The organism is Streptomyces sp. NPDC050842, from assembly GCF_044456565.1.
Taxonomy (GTDB): Bacteria; Actinomycetota; Actinomycetes; order Streptomycetales; family Streptomycetaceae; genus Streptomyces.
The window spans coordinates 747,766-768,221 of the sequence record NZ_JBITGA010000003.1 but is presented as its reverse complement, the minus strand read 5'-3'; the positions used below and the strand labels follow the sequence as shown (position 1 = coordinate 768,221).

The 20,456-nt window shown below is 71.4% G+C and carries 19 protein-coding genes and 1 riboswitch; of the genes, 13 read left to right on the top strand and 6 right to left on the bottom strand.

What is annotated here, in order from left to right; all coding sequences use genetic code 11:
• Nucleotides 1-11: 11 nt before the first annotated feature.
• Together ACIBG6_RS12645 and ACIBG6_RS12640 are read right to left on the bottom strand one after the other, a co-directional pair.
• Complete coding sequence (locus ACIBG6_RS12645; protein WP_329623745.1) at nt 12-245, bottom strand: ferredoxin; 234 nt, start codon at nt 243-245, stop codon at nt 12-14.
• Entirely contained in the window at nt 245-1,717 is a 1,473-nt protein-coding gene (locus ACIBG6_RS12640) for an aldehyde dehydrogenase (RefSeq protein WP_399222570.1), read from the bottom strand. The genes ACIBG6_RS12645 and ACIBG6_RS12640 overlap by 1 nt, the downstream gene beginning before the upstream one ends.
• Before the next feature lie 766 nt (nt 1,718-2,483).
• On the opposite strand from ACIBG6_RS12640, the gene ACIBG6_RS12635 reads away from it, so the two are divergent.
• Both ACIBG6_RS12635 and ACIBG6_RS12630 read left to right on the top strand, forming a co-directional pair.
• The gene (locus tag ACIBG6_RS12635; RefSeq protein WP_399222569.1) at nt 2,484-3,095 is read left to right on the top strand and encodes a hypothetical protein; all 612 of its coding nucleotides are present in this window, start codon (nt 2,484-2,486) and stop codon (nt 3,093-3,095) included.
• A 23-nt stretch (nt 3,096-3,118) separates the two neighbouring features.
• On the top strand, nt 3,119-4,261 hold the full coding sequence (locus tag ACIBG6_RS12630) for a hypothetical protein (RefSeq protein ID WP_399222568.1): 1,143 nt from the start codon (nt 3,119-3,121) through the stop codon (nt 4,259-4,261).
• On the opposite strand, the gene ACIBG6_RS12625 is transcribed toward ACIBG6_RS12630, so the two are convergent.
• A complete protein-coding gene (locus ACIBG6_RS12625) occupies nt 4,258-5,493 on the bottom strand; it encodes a hypothetical protein (RefSeq protein ID WP_399222567.1) in 1,236 nt (411 codons plus the stop codon). The genes ACIBG6_RS12630 and ACIBG6_RS12625 overlap by 4 nt on opposite strands.
• A 265-nt stretch (nt 5,494-5,758) precedes the next feature.
• Here ACIBG6_RS12625 and ACIBG6_RS12620 point away from each other — a divergent pair, with 265 nt between their 5' ends.
• From ACIBG6_RS12620 to ACIBG6_RS12590, 7 genes are all read left to right on the top strand, one after another.
• Complete coding sequence (locus ACIBG6_RS12620; protein WP_399222566.1) at nt 5,759-6,796, top strand: MBL fold metallo-hydrolase; 1,038 nt, start codon at nt 5,759-5,761, stop codon at nt 6,794-6,796.
• 91 nt (nt 6,797-6,887) lie between these two features.
• A riboswitch (cobalamin riboswitch) is annotated at nt 6,888-6,964 on the top strand.
• Between the two features lie 95 nt (nt 6,965-7,059).
• Nucleotides 7,060-8,313, top strand: coding sequence for a prenyltransferase/squalene oxidase repeat-containing protein (locus ACIBG6_RS12615; protein ID WP_399222565.1), 1,254 nt, complete (start codon nt 7,060-7,062; stop codon nt 8,311-8,313).
• A gap of 8 nt (nt 8,314-8,321) precedes the next feature.
• Nucleotides 8,322-9,017, top strand: a complete 696-nt coding sequence (locus ACIBG6_RS12610) for an SCO2322 family protein (RefSeq protein WP_399222564.1) — start codon at nt 8,322-8,324, stop codon at nt 9,015-9,017.
• 7 nt (nt 9,018-9,024) lie between these two features.
• Nucleotides 9,025-10,173 carry an energy-coupling factor transporter transmembrane component T gene (locus ACIBG6_RS12605; RefSeq protein ID WP_399222563.1) on the top strand — a complete coding sequence of 383 codons (1,149 nt, stop codon included), beginning with the start codon at nt 9,025-9,027 and terminating at the stop codon, nt 10,171-10,173.
• Nucleotides 10,170-12,044: an ABC transporter ATP-binding protein gene (locus ACIBG6_RS12600; RefSeq protein WP_399222562.1), complete on the top strand. Its 1,875-nt coding sequence runs from the start codon at nt 10,170-10,172 to the stop codon at nt 12,042-12,044. The genes ACIBG6_RS12605 and ACIBG6_RS12600 overlap by 4 nt, the downstream gene beginning before the upstream one ends.
• Nucleotides 12,041-12,916 carry an ECF transporter S component gene (locus tag ACIBG6_RS12595; protein ID WP_399222561.1) on the top strand — a complete coding sequence of 292 codons (876 nt, stop codon included), beginning with the start codon at nt 12,041-12,043 and terminating at the stop codon, nt 12,914-12,916. The genes ACIBG6_RS12600 and ACIBG6_RS12595 overlap by 4 nt, the downstream gene beginning before the upstream one ends.
• A 284-nt stretch (nt 12,917-13,200) precedes the next feature.
• A complete protein-coding gene (locus tag ACIBG6_RS12590; protein ID WP_399222560.1) occupies nt 13,201-13,602 on the top strand; it encodes a transglycosylase SLT domain-containing protein in 402 nt (133 codons plus the stop codon).
• A gap of 234 nt (nt 13,603-13,836) precedes the next feature.
• On the opposite strand, the gene ACIBG6_RS12585 is transcribed toward ACIBG6_RS12590, so the two are convergent.
• Complete coding sequence (locus ACIBG6_RS12585; RefSeq protein ID WP_317594604.1) at nt 13,837-15,006, bottom strand: steroid 3-ketoacyl-CoA thiolase; 1,170 nt, start codon at nt 15,004-15,006, stop codon at nt 13,837-13,839.
• A 242-nt stretch (nt 15,007-15,248) separates the two neighbouring features.
• Here ACIBG6_RS12585 and ACIBG6_RS12580 point away from each other — a divergent pair, with 242 nt between their 5' ends.
• Both ACIBG6_RS12580 and ACIBG6_RS12575 read left to right on the top strand, forming a co-directional pair.
• Entirely contained in the window at nt 15,249-16,496 is a 1,248-nt protein-coding gene (locus ACIBG6_RS12580) for a cytochrome P450 (protein WP_399222559.1), read from the top strand.
• Nucleotides 16,497-16,654: 158 nt separating this feature from the next.
• Entirely contained in the window at nt 16,655-17,323 is a 669-nt protein-coding gene (locus tag ACIBG6_RS12575) for an O-methyltransferase (RefSeq protein WP_399222558.1), read from the top strand.
• Here the strand turns inward: ACIBG6_RS12575 and ACIBG6_RS12570 are convergent.
• On the bottom strand, nt 17,320-18,510 hold the full coding sequence (locus ACIBG6_RS12570; protein ID WP_399222557.1) for a serpin family protein: 1,191 nt from the start codon (nt 18,508-18,510) through the stop codon (nt 17,320-17,322). The genes ACIBG6_RS12575 and ACIBG6_RS12570 overlap by 4 nt on opposite strands.
• A gap of 144 nt (nt 18,511-18,654) precedes the next feature.
• Between ACIBG6_RS12570 and ACIBG6_RS12565 the strand changes: the two genes are divergently transcribed.
• Nucleotides 18,655-18,993 (top strand): antibiotic biosynthesis monooxygenase, encoded by a 339-nt coding sequence (locus tag ACIBG6_RS12565; protein ID WP_317594610.1) that lies wholly within the window; start codon nt 18,655-18,657, stop codon nt 18,991-18,993.
• Nucleotides 18,994-19,022: 29 nt separating this feature from the next.
• On the top strand, nt 19,023-19,508 hold the full coding sequence (locus ACIBG6_RS12560) for a GNAT family N-acetyltransferase (protein WP_399222556.1): 486 nt from the start codon (nt 19,023-19,025) through the stop codon (nt 19,506-19,508).
• A 27-nt stretch (nt 19,509-19,535) separates the two neighbouring features.
• Here the strand turns inward: ACIBG6_RS12560 and ACIBG6_RS12555 are convergent, their stop codons facing one another.
• Complete coding sequence (locus ACIBG6_RS12555) at nt 19,536-20,360, bottom strand: hypothetical protein (protein ID WP_399222555.1); 825 nt, start codon at nt 20,358-20,360, stop codon at nt 19,536-19,538.
• Nucleotides 20,361-20,456: the final 96 nt, after the last annotated feature.

The window sequence follows — 20,456 nt, the reverse complement described above, 5'->3', positions numbered from 1 at the left end:
CCGCTCGGCCGCTACTCCTCCGGTGGGAACACCGGTTCCCCTCCGTCCGCGAGGGCGATCAGGATGGCCTCCACCGGGCAGCCCTCGGCCGCCGCGAGCAACGTCTCCCCCGCGTCCACCTCCGGTTCCACCGGATGGGACTGGCGGGCCGTGTCGAGCCGGAAGGCCGTCGGGGCGTGGTTGACGCACATGCCGGAGCCGATGCAGACGCTCCGGTCGACCTCGACGTGCCAGCGGTCCCCCATCACGCCCCGCTCGCGGGAGCCTCGTAACCACCGGGCAGGTGGATCATCTTGTGCTCCAGGTACTCGCCGAAGCCCTCGGGGCCGAACTCCCGTCCCAGACCGGAGTTCTTGTAGCCGCCGAAGGGGCCGAGCATGTCGAGGCTGAAGGTGTTGACGTTGAACGTGCCGGTGCGCACGGACCGGGCGAAGTCGATGCCGTGCTCCACGTCGCCGGTCCAGACGCTGCCGCTGAGCCCGAAGTCGGAGTCGTTGGCGATCCGGAGGGCTTCGGCCTCGTCCCCGTACGGCAGGAGGCAGATGACCGGGCCGAAGATCTCCTCGCGGGCGATCCGCATGGAGTTGTCGACGCCGCCGAACAGGGTCGGCTCGACGTACCAGCCGCGGTCGAGCCCGACCGGGCGGCCACCACCCGCGAGGACCTTGGCGCCCTCCGCCTGGCCGATGCCGATGTAGTCGAGGGAGCGCTGCTGCTGGCGCCGGGCGACGAGCGGGCCGACCTGGGTGGCGGGGTCGAGCGGGTCGCCGACGACGAGCGCGCCGGCCGCCGCCGCGAAGGCCTCGGCGATCTCCTCGTAGCGGGAGCGCGGGGCGAGGATACGGGTCTGGGCCACGCAGGCCTGGCCGTTGTTCATCCAGGCGGCGGGGACGATCCCGGCGACGGCGGTGTCCAGGTCCGCGTCAGGCAGGATCACGGCGGCCGACTTGCCGCCGAGTTCGAGGGTGACGCGGGTGAGGTTGCGGGAGGCGACCTCCATGACCCGCTTGCCGGCCGCGACGGATCCGGTGAAGGACACCTTGTCGACGCCGGGGTGGCCGACGAGGTACTCGCTGACCTCGCGGTCGGCGGGCAGGATGCTGAGCACGCCCTCGGGCAGCCCGGCCTCGGTGGCGATCTCGGCGAGGATGTACGAGTCGAGGGGCGACTCTGGCGAGGGCTTGAGGACCACCGTGCAGCCGGCGAGCAGCGCGGGCCCCAGCTTGGCGGCGGCGGTGAACTGCGGCACGTTCCACGGGATGACGGCCGCGACCACACCCACCGGCTCGCGCCGGACGAGCAGCGGACCGAGGACGCCGCCGCGCCGCTCCTCGAAGGCGAAGTCCCGGGCGACGGTGATCGCCGCGTCCCAGACCATCATCGCGCCGAGCGCCTGGGCGAGGACGGACCAGGAGTACGGGGAGCCGTTCTGCGAGCTGATGGAGCGGGCGATCTCCTCGTACCGGACGGCGATGGCGTCCTTGATCCGGGTGACGACCGCGATCCGCTCCTCGACGGTCATCCGCGGCCAGGGCCCCTCGTCGAAGGCCCACCGGGCGGCGGCGACGGCCCGGTCGACATCGGCGACGGAGGCGTGCGGGACGCGCCCGATGACCTCTTCGGTGTGCGGCGAGATCACCTCGATGACCGCATCGCCCAGGGGATCGGTCAACTCCCCGCCGATGAACAGCTTTCCGTGCTCCACAAGCTCGCTCATGACCGCAGCCTCCCGGGGGGACGAGTATTCTGACGATGCCTCAGAACTGATACCAGTTCTAGTTATAGGGAGCAATGCCGCGGACGAGATAGGCCCCCACCAGGCGCTTTGCGGCCAGTGTGCGCCACCGGCATGCCGCCTGGGCCGCCTCCGGGCCGTCAGCCACCCCGCCGCCCTTCCGACTACATGCCGTCCACGGCCGTTCTGGGGCGACTCTCACTGGAGAACCGGCGGACCCTCACCAGGGTCCGGATGAACGGCCGGCACACCACCACGCCGCTGCGGGCTCTCCTCGTACGTCGAGAAGCCGGGATTCACAAGGAGCGAGAACTGCGGCGCCTGCTCGACAACTGACTTGCTGCGACCTAGCGTTGCTCAGTTCCAACGGAATCGGGGGAAGTGCATGACCGACGGGATCCAACCTTCCAGGCGCTCGCCCGGCACACCGGGGCCTCCGGTGCCCGACACCACGTCGACTCGCCCGCCTGTACCGGACAGCACCACACCGAACCAGCCCGCACGACCGGCACCGACCTCGCCGCCGGAACCCTCACCTACACCGGCCGCCCCCGAACCTTCGGCTGCGCCGACCCCGGACGCGCCGTCTCCCCCGGCCCGGCCGAGCCGTCTCCGCACTCAGACGGCCCGCGTCCGAGCCCTGGACCCGGCCAACAAGATCGCTCTGGGAGGGCTGGTTCTGGCCGGCCTGGCCCTTGCGGCGCCTTCGCTCGGCTCCGTTTACGACCGCGTCTTCGCTCAGGAGTCAGTGCTGGTCGACGCCGAACAGCTGAACACGTACTGCACGAGTACCTGGTCCGCTCTCCCGGGCAACGACGATCTGTTGCCCCGGCTGCCCGAGGCCGACACCCGGGAGGTTGCGCGCTGGGAGCGCGAGCAGCGGATCGTGCAGCGGCAGACATTGCGGGTACTCATCAGTCTGCGCGGCAACACCGATCAGGCAGCACAGTTACGTGACGTCACGATCACCGTCGTTCGCCGTGATCCATTGCCAGAGGGGGTGCGCCCCGACGGCAGGACTGCGGGATGCGGGAACGGTGAGGAACCTCCCGAAGCGGCGGGCGTCAACCTCGATCTGCTCGCGGTCGGCCGGCCCGTGTCGCTCAGCACGCTACGCGGGAAACCCGGGCAGCGTGTCGTGGCCAAGGAAGCACTGGACTGGGGCAAGCCTGTGTCCCTGCCGCACTCCCTGAACAGCGGGGAGATCTATTCCCTCTTCCTCCTGGGCCGGACCGAGAGCTACGACGTCAGGTGGAAGGCGACATTGACCTGGTGGGACGGCAAGAAGACGAAGTCGGTCGACTTGGACAACGCCGGCCGGCCCTTCCACGTGATGGCCGACCCCGATGAGGCGCCGTGAGCGGCCGGCTCAGGATGACGGCTGTGGCCGCGGTCGTCGCAGTCGTTCACCTTGCCGGTGTGCTTCCCGCGCAGATCCACTGGGCGGAGACGGCGGAGTCCTTCTCGCCCTGGGAAGCCCTGAGGACGCCGACGGTGTCACCGGTATGGCAGTTCAACGAGCGCACTGGCATCGCGGGTTGGCTCCTTGAAGGAGTCTGGCTGGCTCTCTTTCTGACGCTCCTGTTGTCCCTCACACACGCACTCATCGCCCGGATGGGGCCGCCCTTGCAGTCCGGGGCACGAAGGGCCGTGGTTCTGCCGTTGGTCGCTCCGGTCGCCGCGATGCTGGCTCTTCTGATCAGCGGGCTGCCGGACTTCCTGCGCGCCCAAGAGCCAAAGGGGCACTGGCAGCGCATAGTGGGTAACCGGGGACCGGAGCTTTCACGCCTCCTGGAAGACGCTTACGCCACCGCCCCGCATGCCCTCCTCCTAGGTACCGCTGCCGCCGCAACCGGCCTGTTGTGTGCTCTGCCCGCCCGGATGCGGTCCGCAGGATTCCCCCGGTCCGCCAAACGGCGGGTGTTGCTCCTGCTGTCGGTGCTGCGCGGCCCCCTGCGCACCCTCTGGCCACGGATCGGCGAAACAGTCCTGGCAACCGCAACAGCCACCGCCTGCGAACGTCTTCTCACATTGCCGGCTTTCCACGAATCCTCGGCCCGTGCCCTCGACTCTCTCTGCCAGGTGCGCTGCGGGGGGTCCGTGGCATCCACCGTGCTGCCGCGGTCGGATACCAGTTCACCGCCGATCACGGTCCAGCAGCTCGTGCAGGCCGTTCACATCGAGCCGATGGGGCACTTGTGGTTCACCTGTACCTTCGCCGTCACGTTCTTCATACTGCGTGCGCACCCCGCGTTCCGCGCCAGACCGCTACGCCCGGCCACCCTGTTCGTATTGTTCTGGGCCGCCTACGTGGTCGGCCGACTTGACAGTCACCTCTACAGCACCGAGTACCTGCTCAGCATGTCGGTGCCGCAGGGTGCCCTCCAGGGAGAACTCTTCCATTCCCTGCTCCTGGAACCGGAGCCGCTGCGCGACGCACTGTTCGGCGCTCCAGGAAGCGCTGCGCTGGTGGCGGCGGCCCTCACGCTGATCAGAGTCGTACGCCACCGCGCGGCGCGAGGCTAGGGATCCACTCTGTACTCGACGCTGTTCGTCACCCCGCGACTGCGTCGATAGGGGTCGATACTCTCCACCTGCGTGGCGGTGCTTCCTCTGCCCCACCAGGAAGTCGGCACGAATTCCGCCTCCAGGAGAGGCAGGGGGATACCACGCTTCGGGTCGTGGTGGCGAAACTTCACACGAGCTACCGGTCGGTCGCCGAGCAGGTCCCGAATGAGGCTCTCCCGGGGCAATTTCACTTCGAGGCATTGATCGAGCACCCCGGGACCGGCTTTACATTCGGCGAACTCCCCCAAAGAGTCCGAACCGTGCATGATGAAATAGAGGAAAACAGTCAGTCGCACACTCTCCAGAGAGTCGTTCTTGACATCGAACACGAATGATGTCTCGCTTTTCTGCCCCGGGGTGAAGTGTCCTCCATGGCGGGTCAGGCGACCGACCTTGAGCAACCCTCTATATCGACTGTTCTCCCTCCACGCCACATTCCCCGGCCTTCCCAGGACGGAATTTGCCTCTTCCTTCGTGATGTAGCGAGGCGCAGCCACGTCATGTCCCGTGACGGTGTACACAGCGGCAAGAACATCCAGTTCACCGGCGCCCACGTTCTCCATCGTCACGGTTCCGCGCATATGAGTGACGCCCTTGCCATGCCGCAACTCATGCAGCTGCGGCACGACGTTCACACGCGGACCTTCGTGTACAGGTCTGTAGAACGTCAAGTACCAGAATTGAAGCAAGCCCACCAGCGGCAGAATCGCCGCGACCAGTCCCCAGGTCACGTTCAGCACGTGCGGCTGCCCGACAATGGAGATCACAGCAGCGATGGCCAAAGCGATCAGCAGCAATGCGGCAATCAACACGAGAATGTCGAGGGCGTCTTGAAGGCCACTGCTGAGCTCGATCCAGATCGGGATCAACAGGATCGGGATGGCGGACGCTTGGCCAGCGATAGCACTGGGAAAATCCCAGGGCCTATGACCTGCCGGCGAAATTCCGATGGCCATCAAGCGCCCAAGCTTTTTCCTGACCTGAATGAAGGCGGCAGCATTGACGAATGCGGAGGCGAATCTCAGGATACTGGTGGCCGCTTGCGCACTTCCCACGAGCGCGAGGTCGACCAGTCCAGTGACCGAAAAGACAATACAATCCAACAGTAGGACCCATTGGAAACGCTGCACGTCGAGAATCCAACTTGGGCGACTTGCTACCCAGCGAAGAATTCGCTTGATGGATGCCATACGGGAAGGCTAGGAGATCACCGCCTCGCAAGCCCTCAAGGAGGGGCGCCTGGCGCGCCCTGGAGACACGCCACTTCCCTGCCCCCTCGGCGGCGGCGATCCCGCCGGCCGGCGGCTCCGCCACCGGCCGTGGGCCACGCGCGGGCGAGGCAGCCCCAACTCGGTTACCCCACGCGACTCTGACGAGCCGTCAGTTCTCGTTATAGTGGGTCATGGAACGGGCACGGTCGAGCAGGCTCCGTACGGCCTTGAGAGATGAGGGCACATGACCCAGGTGACCGAGCACGGTGGAGGCGTCTGGTCCCTGCGGGTGCCCATTCCGGACAATCCGCTTGGCCATACTCTGGTCCACGTCCTCGACACCGACCGTGGTCCGGTCCTCGTCGACACCGGCTGGGACGACCCCGCCTCCTGGGAGGAACTCACCGGCGGACTCGGTGCGTTGGGGTTGTCCGTCCAGGAGATCCACGGGGTCGTCATCACCCACCACCACCCCGACCACCACGGCCTCTCCGGCCGGGTCCGCGAGGAGTCCGGGGCCTGGATCGCCATGCACGCCGCCGACACGGCCGTCGTCCGCCGCACCCGCGAGGCCGAACCCGGCACCTGGCTCGACTACATGACGCAGAAGCTGACCGCCGTCGGCGCCCCCGAGGAGCACGTCGCCCCGCTGCGGGCCGCCCGCGCCTCCGGCCGGATGCTGACCCTGCCGGGGCTGCGCTCCGCCGTCCCCGACCGGGAGATCGTCCCCGGCGAGCTCCTCGACCTGGCCGGCCGGCGGCTGCGCGCGATCTGGACCCCCGGCCACACCCCCGGCCACGTCTGCCTCCATCTGGAGGAGGAGCACCCCGCCGGGCTGCCGGGCCACGGCCGGCTGTTCTCCGGCGACCACCTGCTGCCCGGGATCTCCCCGCACATCGGGCTGTACGAGCACCCGGGCGACCTCCACGAGACCGACCCCCTCGGCGACTACCTCGACTCGCTCGAACGCATCGGCCGCCTCGGCGTCGCCGAGGTCCTCCCCGCCCACCAGTACGCGTTCGCCGACGCCGCCGGCCGGGTCGACGAGCTCCTCGCCCACCACGAGGAGCGGCTCACCGGGCTCCTCGCCCTGCTCGCCACCCCGCTCACCCCCTGGCAGCTCGCCGAGCGCATGGAGTGGAACCGTCCCTGGGACGAGATCCCCCACGGCTCCCGGAACATCGCCGTCAGCGAGGCCGAGGCCCACGTCCGCCGCCTGGTGAAGCTGGGCCGCGCGGAGGCCGTGACCGGCACGGACCCGGTGACGTACGTCGCGGCGTGAGGTTCCCGTACCCGTGTGAGGCAGCTCGCACCCCCGGGGCCGCGGGCGTACGGGCCGGTAGAGTGAGCAGGTCGTCATCATGCCCGTACGGGGGGAAGCCGGTGCGAATCCGGCACTGACCCGCAACCGTGAGCCGCCCCGAACCGAGGGCGGCGAGTCGGAATGCCCCGTCCGGGACGTGACCGCCGGCACCGTCGAGGAATACGGAGCCGGAGCCTGGTGCCCCTGAGGCGTGCCGGTGCCCGGCCGCAGGAGAGGGCCCCATGAACACCGTCCGCCGCGGCGCCGCCGCGCTCGCCGCCGCCGCAGTCGTACTCGGCACCGGAGCGGCCCTTCCGGCCGCCGCCGCGCCCTCCCCGACCCCGTCGACCGGCGCCCTGGCGCCCGGTCTGTACGGCACGAAGGACCCGACGTACGACGGTGTGTGGCGCCAGTCGCTCGCCTTCCTCGCCCAGCGCGGCACCGGCTTCCAGCCCGCCGACCAGGCCGTGGACTGGCTCCTCGGCCAGCAGTGCGCCGACGGTTCCTTCAGCTCCTACCGCGCGGACGCGACCAAGCCCTGCGACGCGAAGACCATGCGGGACACCAACGCCACCGCCCTCGCCGTCCAGGCGCTCGGCGCCGTCCGCCGCCAGGCCGCCGCCCCGGAGAAGGCCGACAAGGCCGTCAAGGCCGGCCACGACTGGCTGCGGTCCGTGCAGAACAAGGACGGCGGCTGGGGCTACATCCCCGGCGGCGGGCCCAGCGACGCCAACTCCACCTCGGTCATCGCCGGCGCCCTCGCCGCGACCGGCGTGCGGCCCGGCTCCTTCACCTCCGCCGAGGGCCGCACCCCCTACGACGCGCTCCTCACCTTCGCGGTGCCCTGCTCCGACAAGGCCGGCGCCGGCGCCTTCGCGTACCAGCCCGACAAGACCGGCAAGCTCCTCGCCAACGCGGACGCCACCGCCGCGGCCACCCTCGCCGGGCTCGGCAAGAGCGTCGTCTCCACCAAGGCCTCCCCCGAGCAGGCCCCGACCTGCCAGGACCTGACGAAGCCGACCGTCGAGCGGGCCGCCCTCAACGGCGCCTCCTACCTGGCGAAGGCCCTCGCGAAGACCGGCCACCTCACCGCCCCGCCGATGCCCGGCGCCACCGACACGACGGAGAAGCCGGACATCGGCAACACCGCCGACGCGGTCGTGGCACTCGCCGCGGCCGGTGCCACCAAGGAGGCCCAGCCCTCGGTCGAGTGGCTGGAGAAGAACTCCGCCGCCTGGGCCAAGGAGAGCGGCCCCGCCGCCTACGCGCAGCTGATCCTGGCCGCCCGCGCGACGGAGAACGACCCGCGCGAGTTCGGCTCGGCCGACCTGGTCGAGCAACTCAACGCCCTCGGCCCGGCGCCCAAGAGCCCGGACACGTCCGCCGCGACCACGAGCGACGACGAGGAGTCCGGCTTCGACATCTGGTGGATCATCGGCATCGGCATGGTCGTCGGCGTCGGCATCGGCTTCCTCGTGAGCGGCCGCAAGAAGTGACGCGAGAAGTGACGACAGTCCGAAGGGGCGGCGTCTCTCGAATCGCGGGCGCCGCTGCCGGGGCGCTCCTCACGCTCACCGCCGTCGCCGCCGCCCCCGCGCAGGCCGCCGGGTACCGCTACTGGTCGTTCTGGGAGAGCGACGGCGGGACGTCCTGGACGTACGCCACGCAGGGACCGGCGACCGCCCGCCCCGCCGACGGCGACGCCATCGGCTTCCGCTTCGCGCTCAGCCAGGGCACGAGCGACACCTCCAAGCCCTCCGCCGCCCCCGACTTCCCGGGGATCTGCGCGGGCGTGGAGAAGAAGGACGGCAGCAAGCGGATCGCGGTCGTCGTCGACTTCGGCGGTCCGCAGGACGCCCCGCCCGGCGAGAAGCCGCCGGGGAAGCCGGTCACGACCGGCTGCGTGCAGGTCCGTGAGGACGCGACGGGCGCGGAGGCCCTGGCCGAGGTGGCGAAGCCGCTGCGGTACGACGGCGCGGCGATGCTGTGCGGGATCGCCGGGTATCCGGCGCGGGGCTGTGGCGAGCAGGTCGCGGAGGGCGAGGAGCAGCCGGCCCCGTCGTCGGCTTCCCCCGCCCCCACCACCGCTGCCTCCGGCTCGGAGAGCGGTGGGGGCCCGTCCTTCGGCGTGCTCGCCGGCGGGGCGGCCGTGCTCGCGCTCGGCGGCGCCGCGATCTGGAAGGCCCGCCGTCGCGGATGAGCCCCGCATGAGCCCCGCCCGTAGCCGCAGGACGTTCGCGGCCCCCGTGGCGAACCGGTCGAACGCCCTCCACGCCGGTGCCTGGTGGGTGTGGGCGCTCGGCCTGGCCGTCGCCGCCTCGCGCACCACCAACCCGCTGCTGCTCGGTCTGCTCGTCGGGGTCGCCGGGTATGTCGTGGCGGCCCGGCGTACGGACGCGCCCTGGGCGCGTTCGTACGGGGCGTTCGTGAAGCTCGGTCTGTTCGTCGTCTTCCTGCGGGTCGTCTTCTCGCTGCTGCTCGGCTCCCCCATCCCGGGGACGCACGTCCTGTTCACGCTGCCCGAGGTGCCGCTGCCCGACTGGGCGCAAGGGGTACGGATCGGCGGCCGGGTCACCGCCGAGCAGCTGGTCTTCGCCCTCTACGACGGCGCGAAACTGGCCACCCTGCTGATCTGCGTGGGCGCGGCGAACGCGCTGGCCAACCCGGCGCGACTCCTCAAGTCGCTGCCGGGGGCCCTGTACGAGGCCGGGGTCGCCGTCGTCGTGGCGATGACCTTCGCGCCGAACATGGTCGCCGACGTGGTCCGGCTGCGTACCGCCCGCCGCCTCCGGGGCCGCCCCACGGGTGGGGTCAGGGCGGTGCTCCAGATCGGTCTGCCGGTGCTCGAAGGAGCGCTTGAGCGGTCGATCGCGGTGGCGGCCTCGATGGACGCGCGGGGTTACGGCCGGACGGCCCAGGTCCCCGCGTCCGTGCGCCGTACGACGAACGCGCTGACCCTGGGCGGGCTGCTCGGCGTCTGCGCCGGTTCGTACGGGCTGCTCGCGGCGGAGGGCGCGCGGTACGGGCTGCCGCTGCTCGCCGCCGGGCTCCTCGCGGCGATGGCGGGGCTCCGGCTCGGCGGGCTGCGGACCGTACGGACCCGGTACCGGCCCGACCGCTGGGGCGTGCGGGCCTGGCTGGTCGCGGGCTCGGGGGTGGCGGTCGCGGTGCTGATGATCTGGGCGAACGCGTACGCACCGGAGGCGCTGCACCCGGGGGTCGTCCCCCTGGAGGCGCCGGAGCTGCCGCTCCTGCCGGCCCTCTCGATCCTGGTGGGCCTGGTCCCGGCGTTCGTGGCCCCCGTACCGCAGGAGTCCGTTCCCCGCCGGGACGCCGTCGCCAAGGAGAGCACGTGATCCGCTTCGAGAACGTCTCGGTGAGGTACGAGGACGGAGACGGCGCCGAGCCCACGCTGCGGAACGTGAACCTCACCGTCCCCGAGGGTGAGCTCGTCCTGCTCGTCGGCCCGTCCGGCGTCGGCAAGTCGACGCTGCTCGGGGCGGTCTCCGGCCTCGTCCCGCACTTCACGGGCGGCACCCTGACCGGCCGGGTGACGGTCGACGGCCGGGACACCCGCACGCATCCGCCGCGCGAGCTGGCGGACGTGGTGGGCACGGTCGGGCAGGACCCGTCGGCACACTTCGTGACGGACACGGTCGAGGACGAGCTCGCGTACGGGATGGAGTCCCTGGGTCTGGCACCGGCCGTCATGCGGCGCCGGGTGGAGGAGACGCTCGACCTCCTCGGCCTGGCGGAGCTCCGCGACCGCCCGATCGCCACGCTCTCCGGCGGGCAGCGGCAGCGCGTCGCGATCGGCTCGGTCCTCACCCCGCACCCCAAGGTCCTCGTCCTCGACGAGCCGACGTCCGCGCTGGACCCGTCGGCGGCGGAGGACGTCCTGGCGGTGCTCCAGCGCCTGGTCCACGACCTGGGCACGACGGTCCTCCTGGCGGAGCACCGCCTGGAGCGGGTCGTCCAGTACGCGGACCAGGTCATCCTCCTGCCGGACGGCGTCATGGGCCCGCCGGCCGAGATCATGGCGGTCTCCCCGGTCCACCCGCCGGTGGTGGCCCTGGGCCGTCTCGCGGGCTGGTCCCCCCTGCCACTGACGGTGCGGGACGCACGGCGGCGGGCGGGCGCGCTGAAGGAGCGGCTGGCGGCCCGGGCGGAGGCCGGGGACCCTGCGGGGCTCCACCCCCACCCCACCCCTTCCCGAAACCGGGGCTCCGCCCCGGACCCCGGTCCTCAAACGCCGGACGGGCTGGATTCGCCCCGCTCCATGGCGGGCGAAGCCCTGCCCGGCGGGAGCGCGGCCCCGCCGCGGGGGGACTCCTTCGCCCAGGGAGCCATTTCAGCCCCGCCGGCGTTTGAGGCGCGGGGGTCCGGGGGCAGTGCCCCCGGTTTCGGGAAGGGGCGGGGTGGGGGAATCTCCCTCTTCCGACGGCGCCGCACCCACCCGACCGACCCCACTCCCACCTCCCCCCTCGCCCTCGCCGAAGGCCTCGGCGTGCGGCGCGGCCGCGTCGAAGCCCTCCGCCGCATCGACCTCCGGGTCGACGCCGGCGAGACCGTCGCGCTCATGGGGCGGAACGGCGCGGGCAAGTCCACCTTCCTCTCCACCCTCGTCGGCATGATCCCGCCGACCTCCGGCACCGTCCGCGTCGCCGGCCGCACCCCCCACACCACCGCCCCTCGCGACCTGATCCGCCGGGTCGGCCTCGTCCCGCAGGAGCCGAGGGATCTGCTGTACGCGGACACCGTCGCCGCCGAGTGCGCGGCGGCCGACGCGGACGCGGGCGCGGCGCCCGGGACCTGCCGGGCCCTGGTGTCCGAGCTGCTGCCGGGGGTGGGCGACGACACGCACCCCCGGGACCTGTCCGAGGGGCAGCGGCTCGCGCTCGCGCTGGCCGTGGCCCTGACCGGCCGCCCGCCGCTCCTCCTCCTCGACGAGCCGACCCGCGGTCTGGACTACGCGGCGAAGGCCCGGCTGGTCGCGCACCTGCGCACCCTCGCGGCGGACGGTCACGCGATCGTCCTCGCCACGCACGACGTGGAGCTGGCGGCGGAGCTGGCCCACCGGGTGGTGATCATCGCGGACGGCGAGGTGGTCGCGGACGGCCCGACCGCCGAGGTCGTCGTCTCCTCCCCCGCCTTCTCCCCGCAGGTCGCCAAGATCCTCGCGCCGCAGCACTGGCTCACGGTCGAACAGGTGGAGGCAGCGCTGTGAGGCAAGCGAAGAGCGGCCGCCCCGTCCGCCTCGGCCCGCGCTCGATCGCCGCGCTGGTCCTGGTGTCCCTCATCGGGGTCGCCGCCTTCACCTGGCCGCTCTTCGCGGACGCCGGTTCGGCCGTGACCTCGCACGCCGGGGACGCGCCCTGGCTCTTCGCCGCCCTGCTGCCCCTCCTCGTCGCGGTCGTGATCGCGACGATCGCGGACTGCGGGATGGACGCGAAGGCCGTCGCGATGCTGGGGGTGCTCGCCGCCGTGGGGGCCGCGCTCCGCCCGCTCGGGGCGGGGACGGCGGGCCTCGAACCGATGTTCTTCCTGATGGTGCTGAGCGGCCGGGTCCTCGGCCCGGGCTTCGGCTTCGTCCTCGGCTCGGTGACGATGTTCGCGTCGGCCCTGCTCACGGGCGGGGTGGGCCCCTGGATGCCGTTCCAGATGCTCTCGATGGGCTGGTTCACGATGGGCGCCGGGCTGCTGCCCGCCCCGCAGCGGCTCCGGGGCAGGGGCGAGCTGCTGATGCTCTCCGCGTACGGCTTCGTGGCGGCGTTCGCGTACGGAACGGTCATGAACCTCCAGGGCTGGGTCCTGCTCCAGGGCCTGAGCAGCGGGATCTCCTTCGAGCCGGGCGCCCCGCTGCACGAGAACCTGGTCCGCTTCCTCGCGTATGTCGTCGCCACCTCCCTCGGCTGGGACCTCGGCCGCGCCGCCCTCACCGTCGTCCTGACCCTCACCATCGGATCCACGCTCCTGAAGGCGCTCCGCCGTGCCACTCGCCGGGCGAACTTCGAGGCCCAGGTCACATTCGAAGGCCCGGAAAAGGCCTCTCCGGGTGAGCCACCCCACAGGACCTACGTCACGTACGAGTCGACGTAGTAGCCAGACACACTAGGCCAAACCACCCCACATACGGGCATGACCTGCGGAAATCTCCCAAGCCCACCCCTGGGCCGTTCCGCCCGGGTCCGAACCTTCCTCGTACAGGGGGTCGTTGCGTCGGCGCTCCGGCCCTGGTTCTGTAGAGGACGTCGCCAGGCAGCCGGTGCTCACCGCAGCGCCTCGGACGGCCGGTTCCCCCAGTTCCCGGGTCTCCCGGGCTCTGGTTCCGGCTTGCCGAAATCGCCCGGCGCGACCCTTGTTCCCGACGTTAGGTAGAAACGTTGATCAGCTCGCTCACCACCCGCATCGCCGCCCGCAAGAAGACCTTCGCCGCCACCGCAGCCGTGCTGCTGGGTGCGTCGGGCGCGGTGCTCGGTACGACGGGCTCGGTTTCGGCCGCCAGCCCGCAGGAGCTCGCTCGTGACATCGTCCCCGCCTCGCAGTACGCGTCCTTCAGCAAGATCGTGACCCACGAGTCCGGCTGGAACCCCAGCGCGACCAACTCGTCCAGCGGCGCCTACGGCCTGGTCCAGGCCCTGCCGGCCTCGAAGATGTCCTCGGCCGGTTCCGACTGGAAGACCAACCCGGCCACGCAGATCAAGTGGGGCCTGAACTACATGAACGAGCGCTACGGCTCCCCGAACGCCGCCTGGGCGTTCTGGCAGGCCAACGGCTGGTACTAAGAAGTCCCTGCCGCCGCACAGCGCACCCGCAAGGCCCCGCCCTCCTCTCGGAGGGGCGGGGCCTGCGGCGTTTTCCGGCCGCACGGCCCGGGGCGTCCCGAACGACTTCGTCCGGGACATGGCGGCCCACGAGGAACACGTGCCGCCGCACCCCGTGCAGAACGCGCCGATGGGGCCGATCCGCCGAGCGGGGCCGGCCGGAGTACGTGAACCTGCGGGAGGGTGAGCCCGCGGCTACAGCCGCTGGATGATGGTGCCGGTCGCCAGCGCGCCGCCCGCGCACATGGTGATGAGCGCGAACTCCTTGTCGGTGCGCTCCAGTTCGTGCAGGGCGGTGGTGATCAGCCGCGCGCCCGTCGCTCCCACCGGGTGGCCGAGGGCGATGGCGCCGCCGTTGACGTTGACCTTCTCCAGGTCCTGGTCGAAGACCTGCGCCCAGCTCAACACCACCGAAGCGAAGGCCTCGTTGATCTCGACGAGGTCGATGTCCTTGAGCGACATGCCGGCCTTGCCGAGGACGGCGCGGGTCGCGTCGACCGGTCCGTCGAGGTGGTAGTGCGGGTCGGCGCCGACGAGGGCCTGGGCGACGATCCGGGCGCGCGGGCGGAGCTTGAGGGCGCGGGCCATGCGCTTGGAGGCCCACATGATCGCGGAGGCGCCGTCGGAGATCTGGGAGGAGTTCCCCGCGGTGTGGACGGCGGTCGGCATGACGGGCTTGAGCCGGGCCAGGCCTTCCATGGTGGTGTCGCGCAGGCCCTCGTCCCGGTCGACGAGCCGCCACATGCCCTGCCCCGCGGCCTGTTCGGCCTCGGTGGTGGGGACCTGGACGGCGAAGGTCTCGCGCTTGTACCGCTCCTCGGCCCAGGCGGTCGCGGCCCGTTCCTGCGAGAGGAGGCCGAGGGAGTCGACGCGCTCGCGGGTGAGGCCGCGGCGGCGGGCGATGCGCTCGGCGGCCTCGAACTGGTTGGGCAGGTCGACGTTCCACTCGTCGGGGAACGGCTTGCCCGGGCCGTGCTTGGAACCGGAGCCGAGCGGGACGCGGGACATGGCCTCGACCCCGCAGCTGATCCCGATGTCGATGACGCCGGCCGCGACCATGTTGGCGACCATGTGGCTGGCCTGCTGCGAGGAGCCGCACTGACAGTCGACGGTGGTGGCGGCCGTCTCGTACGGCAGGCCCATGGCGAGCCAGGCGGTGCGCGCCGGGTTCATGGACTGCTCGCCGGCGTGGGTGACCGTACCGCCGACGATCTGTTCGACGCAGTCGGCGTGGATGCCGGTGCGGCCGAGGAGTTCACGGTAGGTCTCGCCCAGGAGGTAGGCGGGATGGAGGTTGGCGAGCGCGCCTCCGCGCTTGCCGATGGGGGTGCGTACGGCTTCGACGATGACGGGTTCCGCGGCCATGAGCTCGTCCTCTCCTCGACCGGTCGAGGTGTCCCGGCACCTCGTCCGGTCGGCGTCCCTGGGGAACTAGTACGCGTTCTAGTTCTGAGTGCAAGTCTTATGACTGCTACCTCGGGTACGCAAGGGTCCGGGACGCAACAGTTCTCGCTCCGCCTCTTGCTACTTGGCGAACTCGTTACTAACTTTCCCGGCAGTTTCTGATGGGCCATCAGATAATCATCGGATAATGGAGCGTGTTGCCGATGCCCTGCCCTCATCTCCCCGAAGGGTTCGACGCCACCGACCCCGACCTCCTCCGTACGCGCATACCCTTCCCGGAGTTCGCCGAACTGCGGAAGACCGCCCCCGTGTGGTGGTGCCCGCAGCCGGCCGGCATCACGGGCTTCAGGGACGAGGGGTACTGGGCCGTCACGCGTCACGCGGACGTCAAGTACGTCTCCACGCACCCGGAGTTGTTCTCCTCGAACCTCAACACCGCCGTGATCCGCTTCAACGAGAGCATTGCCCAGGAGCAGATCGACGTCCAGAAGCTGATCATGCTCAACATGGACCCGCCTGAGCACACCCGGGTCCGCCAGATCGTCCAGCGCGGCTTCACCCCCCGGGCGATCCGGAGCCTGGAGACGGTCCTGCGCGACCGCGCCCGCGCCATCGCCGAGGAGGCCCGGCAGGGCGCAGGACCCGACGGCAGCTTCGACTTCGTCACCCAGATCGCCGTGGAACTGCCCCTCCAGGCGATCGCCGAGCTCATCGGCGTCCCCCAGGAGGACCGCTCCCGGATCTTCGACTGGTCGAACAAGATGATCGCGTACGACGATCCCGAGTACGCCATCACCGAAGAGGTCGGCGCCGAGGCCGCCATGGAACTCATCGGGTACGCGATGACCATGGCCGCCGCCCGCAAGGAGTGCCCGGCCGCCGACATCGTCAGCCAGCTGGTCGCCGCCGAGGGCCAGGGCAACCTCTCCTCCGACGAGTTCGGCCTCTTCGTCCTCCTCCTCGCCGTCGCCGGGAACGAGACCACGCGCAACGCCATCAGCCACGGCATGCACGCCTTCCTCACCCACCCCGACCAGTGGGAGCTCTTCAAGCGGGAGCGACCGGCGACCGCCGCCGAGGAGATCGTGCGCTGGGGGACCCCGGTGGTCTCCTTCCAGCGGACGGCGACCCAGGACACCGAGATCGGCGGGCAGAAGATCAGCGCGGGCGACCGCGTCGGCCTCTTCTACTCCTCCGCCAACAACGACCCCGAGGTCTTCACCGACCCCGAGCGCTTCGACATCACCCGCGACCCGAACCCGCACCTCGGCTTCGGCGGCGGCGGACCGCACTTCTGCCTCGGCAAGTCCCTCGCCATCAAGGAGATCGAGCTGATCTTCAACGCGATCGCGGACGTCCTGCCCGACCTCACGCTCGTGGGCGAACCCCGCCGGCTGCGGGCCGCCTGGCTGAACGGGGTGAAGGAACTCAGGGTCCGCACGTCGGTGTGAGGCGGGGGAGCCGGGGGCGGCCGGAATTGGGGCTCCCTGGAGCCGGGGCGGCCTCACGAACCGGGGCAGGCGTCTGGGAGCCGGGACGCCCGGGAGCCTGACCTCCACCGGCCGCGCCCGACCCGGTGCCACGCCACCCCAGGTGTACGTTCGACCGCATGACGAACTCTCAGTGGAACGACGTCGACCGTTACGTCACCGAGCTGCTCGCCCCCGCGGACGAGGCGCTGACCGGCGCGCTCGCCGCGTCCACGGCGGCCGGCCTGCCCGAGATCGCGGTCGCCCCGAACCAGGGCAAGCTCCTGCACCTGCTCGCCGCGATGCAGGGCGCCCGGAACATCCTGGAGATCGGCACCCTCGGCGGCTACAGCACGATCTGGCTGGCGCGCGCCCTGCCCGCCGACGGCCGGCTGATCACCCTGGAGTACGACCCCGCCCACGCGGACGTCGCCCGCGCCAACATCGCCCGCGCCGGCCTCGACAAGATCGTCGAGGTCCGGACGGGCGCGGCCCTGGACAGCCTGCCGCAGCTGGAGGAGGAGGGCGCGGGCCCCTTCGACCTCGTCTTCATCGACGCGGACAAGGTCAACAACCCGCGGTACGTGGAGTGGGCGCTGAAGCTGTCCCGCCCGGGCACGGTGATCATCGTCGACAACGTGGTGCGCGGCGGGAAGATCACCACCGCGAACCCGGACGACCCGGCGATCACCGGCACCCGCGAGATGTTCGAGCTGGTGGCGCGCGAACCCCGGCTGGACGCGACCGCGTTCCAGACGGTCGGCACGAAGGGCCACGACGGCCTGCTGCTCGCCCGCGTGGTGGGTTAGCCCCCCGGCGCGCTGCGCCGCCAGCCCACGAACAGCGGCACCTGGCCCGCCGCGTCGAGGACGACGACGCCGAAGGGCCGGTCGAAGGCGATCCGCTCCACCACGGTGGGGCGGGGCGCGGCCGCGCTCCGGGTCATGGTCACCTGGGTGACGGCCGCCGCCTCGACCCCCTCCTCGGCGACCTCGACCAGCGCCGTCTGGAGGACCTTGTCGATGTACAGGTCGGCGGCGGAGATCCCGGAGAAGTCGGCCTCGGGCCGCAGGGCGAGACGGACTCCGAGGGCGTCGAGATGCGGGCGGACGTCGGTCTTCGTACGGAGCGTGAAGCGCGGCAGGGCGAGATCGACCGAGTCGGCCGCGAGCGGCGTCCGTTCGGCGGCCCCGGCCCAGGCGGCGGGCAGCACGTCACCGGGCCCGGCCCCTTCCCGCCCCAGCACGAACCGCACCCGGCTGCCTCCGGCCCCGGCCCCGCCCCCGTCGCACGGCAGCTCGACGACGGTGACCCCGCCCGCGTACCAGACCCACCCGGCGGGAATCCGCTGCCGCATGGTCGGTACGGGCCTGGTGTCGCCGTTCCCGTCGGTGAAGGGCTCGTCGCGGGTGAGGTGCGCGGGGAAGGCGGTCAACCAGGAGGCCTTCAGGGCCAGGGCGTTGAGCAGGACGAGGTCCTCGGACCCGTCGAGTTCGAGCGGCAGCACCGGAATCCGGCCGCCCGTGGCGACCCGCACCCACGCGTCGAGCTCCTCCTGGGCGTCGGGGACCTCCCCCCACGACATGTCGTCCGTCGCGCCGAAGACCGCGTCGGGCAGGGCGAAGTGGGCCGCTCCGGGCAGCGCCCCGAACCCGACCCCGGGCAGCCGGTGCCGGAAGCCGTCGAGCACCGGCATCGTGCTCCACACCCCGGTCGCCACCGCGACCCCGTCCGTCCCGCCGAGCCACCGCCCGGCCTCGGTCACGGCCCGGGCCGCGGCCTCCCCCTCGACCCCGAGCAGCCCCGCCATCTCCTCCCCGGTCCGGCCCCTCGCGCCGGAGGCGACGGCCCCGAGGGCCATCCACAACCCGACCGGTGACACGACGAAGTCCCCGTCCCCGAGCCGGGGCAGCCAGCGCGCCGCCAGCGCCCGTACCGCCCCCGCGCCGTCCTTCGCGCCGTCCCCCGCGCGATCCACCGACTCGAACCCGACCATGACCGCCCCCTGTTCGCCCGTACCACGTCTGTCAGCATCATGACGGCTTCCCCACCGGCGGCGCCGCACCCGGGCCGGTCCTCACACCGTCCCGACGGGTCCGTGTAGGAGACTGCGGGCACGTACTGAACTGAGAGGTGTCGTGTGCCCAGTGTGGTGAAGATCAACGTCCTGACCGTTCCGGCCGAGCAGCGTGAGGTCCTGGAGCAGCGCTTCGCCTCCCGCGCCGGGGCGGTGGAGGGGTCCGACGGCTTCGAGTGGTTCGAGCTGCTGCGCCCGCTGGAGGGCACCGACCAGTACCTCGTCTACACCCGCTGGCGCAGCGAGGAGGACTTCCAGAACTGGATGAACGGCTCCATGAAGGCCGCGCACGGCGGTGGTGGTGCCGGTGCCGGTGAGGGTGGCGAGCGGCCGAAGCCGGCGGCTTCCGGTTCCACTCTCTGGTCGTTCGAGGTCGTGCAGCAGGCGTCCCCGAAGAACTGAGCTGCGTCCCGGGTCGTGCGCGCCGCACAATGGCGCGCATGACCTGGAACTTCTCCCCCGAGCGCGTCGACACCCCGGACGCCACCGCCCTGCGCCGCGACTACTACGACGATGTCGCCAGCCGGTACTGGAAGCGGCCCGCGACCACCGCGGAGATCGACGAGGGGCTCACGAACGACGGGGTCGAGCTGCTGACCCCGCCGACCGGGCAGTTCCTCGTCGCGCGGTACGAGGGCAAGGCGGCCGGCTGCGGCGGGGTCCTGATGCTCGACGGCGAGCGCGCCGAGCTGACCCGGGTCTTCCTGCGCCACGCCTTCCGCGGCCTGGGCGGGGCCGCGGCCCTGCTCGGCGAGCTGGAGGACGCGGCGCGCGGCCTCGGCGCCCGCCGGATGGTCCTCAACACCCGCCTGGACCTGGTCGAGGCACGCGCCCTGTACGCACGGCACGGGTACGGGGAGATCCCTGCGTACTGCACGGGCCCGTACATGGACGTCTGGTACGGCAAGGAGCTCTGACCGCAGCCCTGAGTCGGGGACGGACGGTCAGCGGGTCCAGACGACGACGTCGAAGACGCCGGTCGTGTCGGAGCCCTGCCCGGTCAGTTCCTTGACGGTCAGCCGGGCGAGCCGCCCGTCGTTCGTGCTCGCGCAGAGGGCCAGGCCCGTCTTCAACTTCACCTCCGCCGAGGTTCCCAGGGTGTCGACGACACCGGCGCAGTCCTCGTACGTGGGCGCCTTCGCCGTGTCCTTCCACACCAGGGCCTTGACCCTGTTCTTGGGCTGGAGCATGTAGCTGGTGCCGAACGGATAGAGGGAGAGGTCGTTCTCCTCGTTGATCTCGGACTCGACGGGGGGTGCGGAGTCCAGATCCTTGTCGTCCGCCCACATGATCGCCAGGGCGCCCTGCCACGCGACGGTGCCGGCCGGCTTCCCGGGCGGGGTGGTGGGAGGGGCGGTCGTCGGAGCCGACGACTCAGTGGAGTCCGTCGACCCCGTCGATCCCGCCGACTCCGCGGACTCCGGGCTCTGCGACGCGTCCGAGGGGGCGGCGTCGTCACCACCCTGGTTGTCCTCGCCGGGTGTGGTGGCCGAGGTCGCCGGGCCCTGCGCGGCGGGCGGGGTGGGGTTCGCGTTGCTGTTGTTGTTGCTGCTGATCAGGTACGCGCCGACGACACCGATGACCGCCGCCACGAGCGTGGCTCCCGCGCCGATCCACGCCCCTCGGTGCGAAGTGGCGCGCGCCGGCGCGACCGGCATCTGCGTGCCGTACGCGCCGTTCGCCACGTAACCGCCGTTTCCGCCGTACGCGCCGTTTCCGCCGTACGCGCCGTGCTCTCCGTACGGCTGACGTGGCTCTTCGCTGTTCATCCTGCCCATCCCCCTGCGATGCGATCTTGGAGGGGACAGCCTACTGACGGGCCCTGAGCGGCCGTCATACAGGGCGCGCTGTGCCCGAGTTCACAC

What these genes read in the sequence shown, in the direction of transcription:
- ACIBG6_RS12615 (WP_399222565.1), top strand. Translation starts at nt 7,060, where the DNA reads ATGAACACCGTCCGCCGCGGCGCCGCCGCGCTCGCCGCCGCCGCAGTC.
- ACIBG6_RS12560 (WP_399222556.1), top strand. Translation starts at nt 19,023, where the DNA reads ATGGCGCGCATGACCTGGAACTTCTCCCCCGAGCGCGTCGACACCCCG.
- ACIBG6_RS12625 (WP_399222567.1), bottom strand. Translation starts at nt 5,493, where the DNA reads ATGGCATCCATCAAGCGAATTCTTCGCTGGGTAGCAAGTCGCCCAAGT.
- ACIBG6_RS12575 (WP_399222558.1), top strand. Translation starts at nt 16,655, where the DNA reads ATGACGAACTCTCAGTGGAACGACGTCGACCGTTACGTCACCGAGCTG.
- ACIBG6_RS12570 (WP_399222557.1), bottom strand. Translation starts at nt 18,510, where the DNA reads ATGGTCGGGTTCGAGTCGGTGGATCGCGCGGGGGACGGCGCGAAGGAC.
- ACIBG6_RS12640 (WP_399222570.1), bottom strand. Translation starts at nt 1,717, where the DNA reads ATGAGCGAGCTTGTGGAGCACGGAAAGCTGTTCATCGGCGGGGAGTTG.
- ACIBG6_RS12620 (WP_399222566.1), top strand. Translation starts at nt 5,759, where the DNA reads ATGACCCAGGTGACCGAGCACGGTGGAGGCGTCTGGTCCCTGCGGGTG.
- ACIBG6_RS12605 (WP_399222563.1), top strand. Translation starts at nt 9,025, where the DNA reads ATGAGCCCCGCCCGTAGCCGCAGGACGTTCGCGGCCCCCGTGGCGAAC.
- ACIBG6_RS12645 (WP_329623745.1), bottom strand. Translation starts at nt 245, where the DNA reads ATGGGGGACCGCTGGCACGTCGAGGTCGACCGGAGCGTCTGCATCGGC.
- ACIBG6_RS12555 (WP_399222555.1), bottom strand. Translation starts at nt 20,360, where the DNA reads ATGAACAGCGAAGAGCCACGTCAGCCGTACGGAGAGCACGGCGCGTAC.
- ACIBG6_RS12585 (WP_317594604.1), bottom strand. Translation starts at nt 15,006, where the DNA reads ATGGCCGCGGAACCCGTCATCGTCGAAGCCGTACGCACCCCCATCGGC.
- ACIBG6_RS12580 (WP_399222559.1), top strand. Translation starts at nt 15,249, where the DNA reads ATGCCCTGCCCTCATCTCCCCGAAGGGTTCGACGCCACCGACCCCGAC.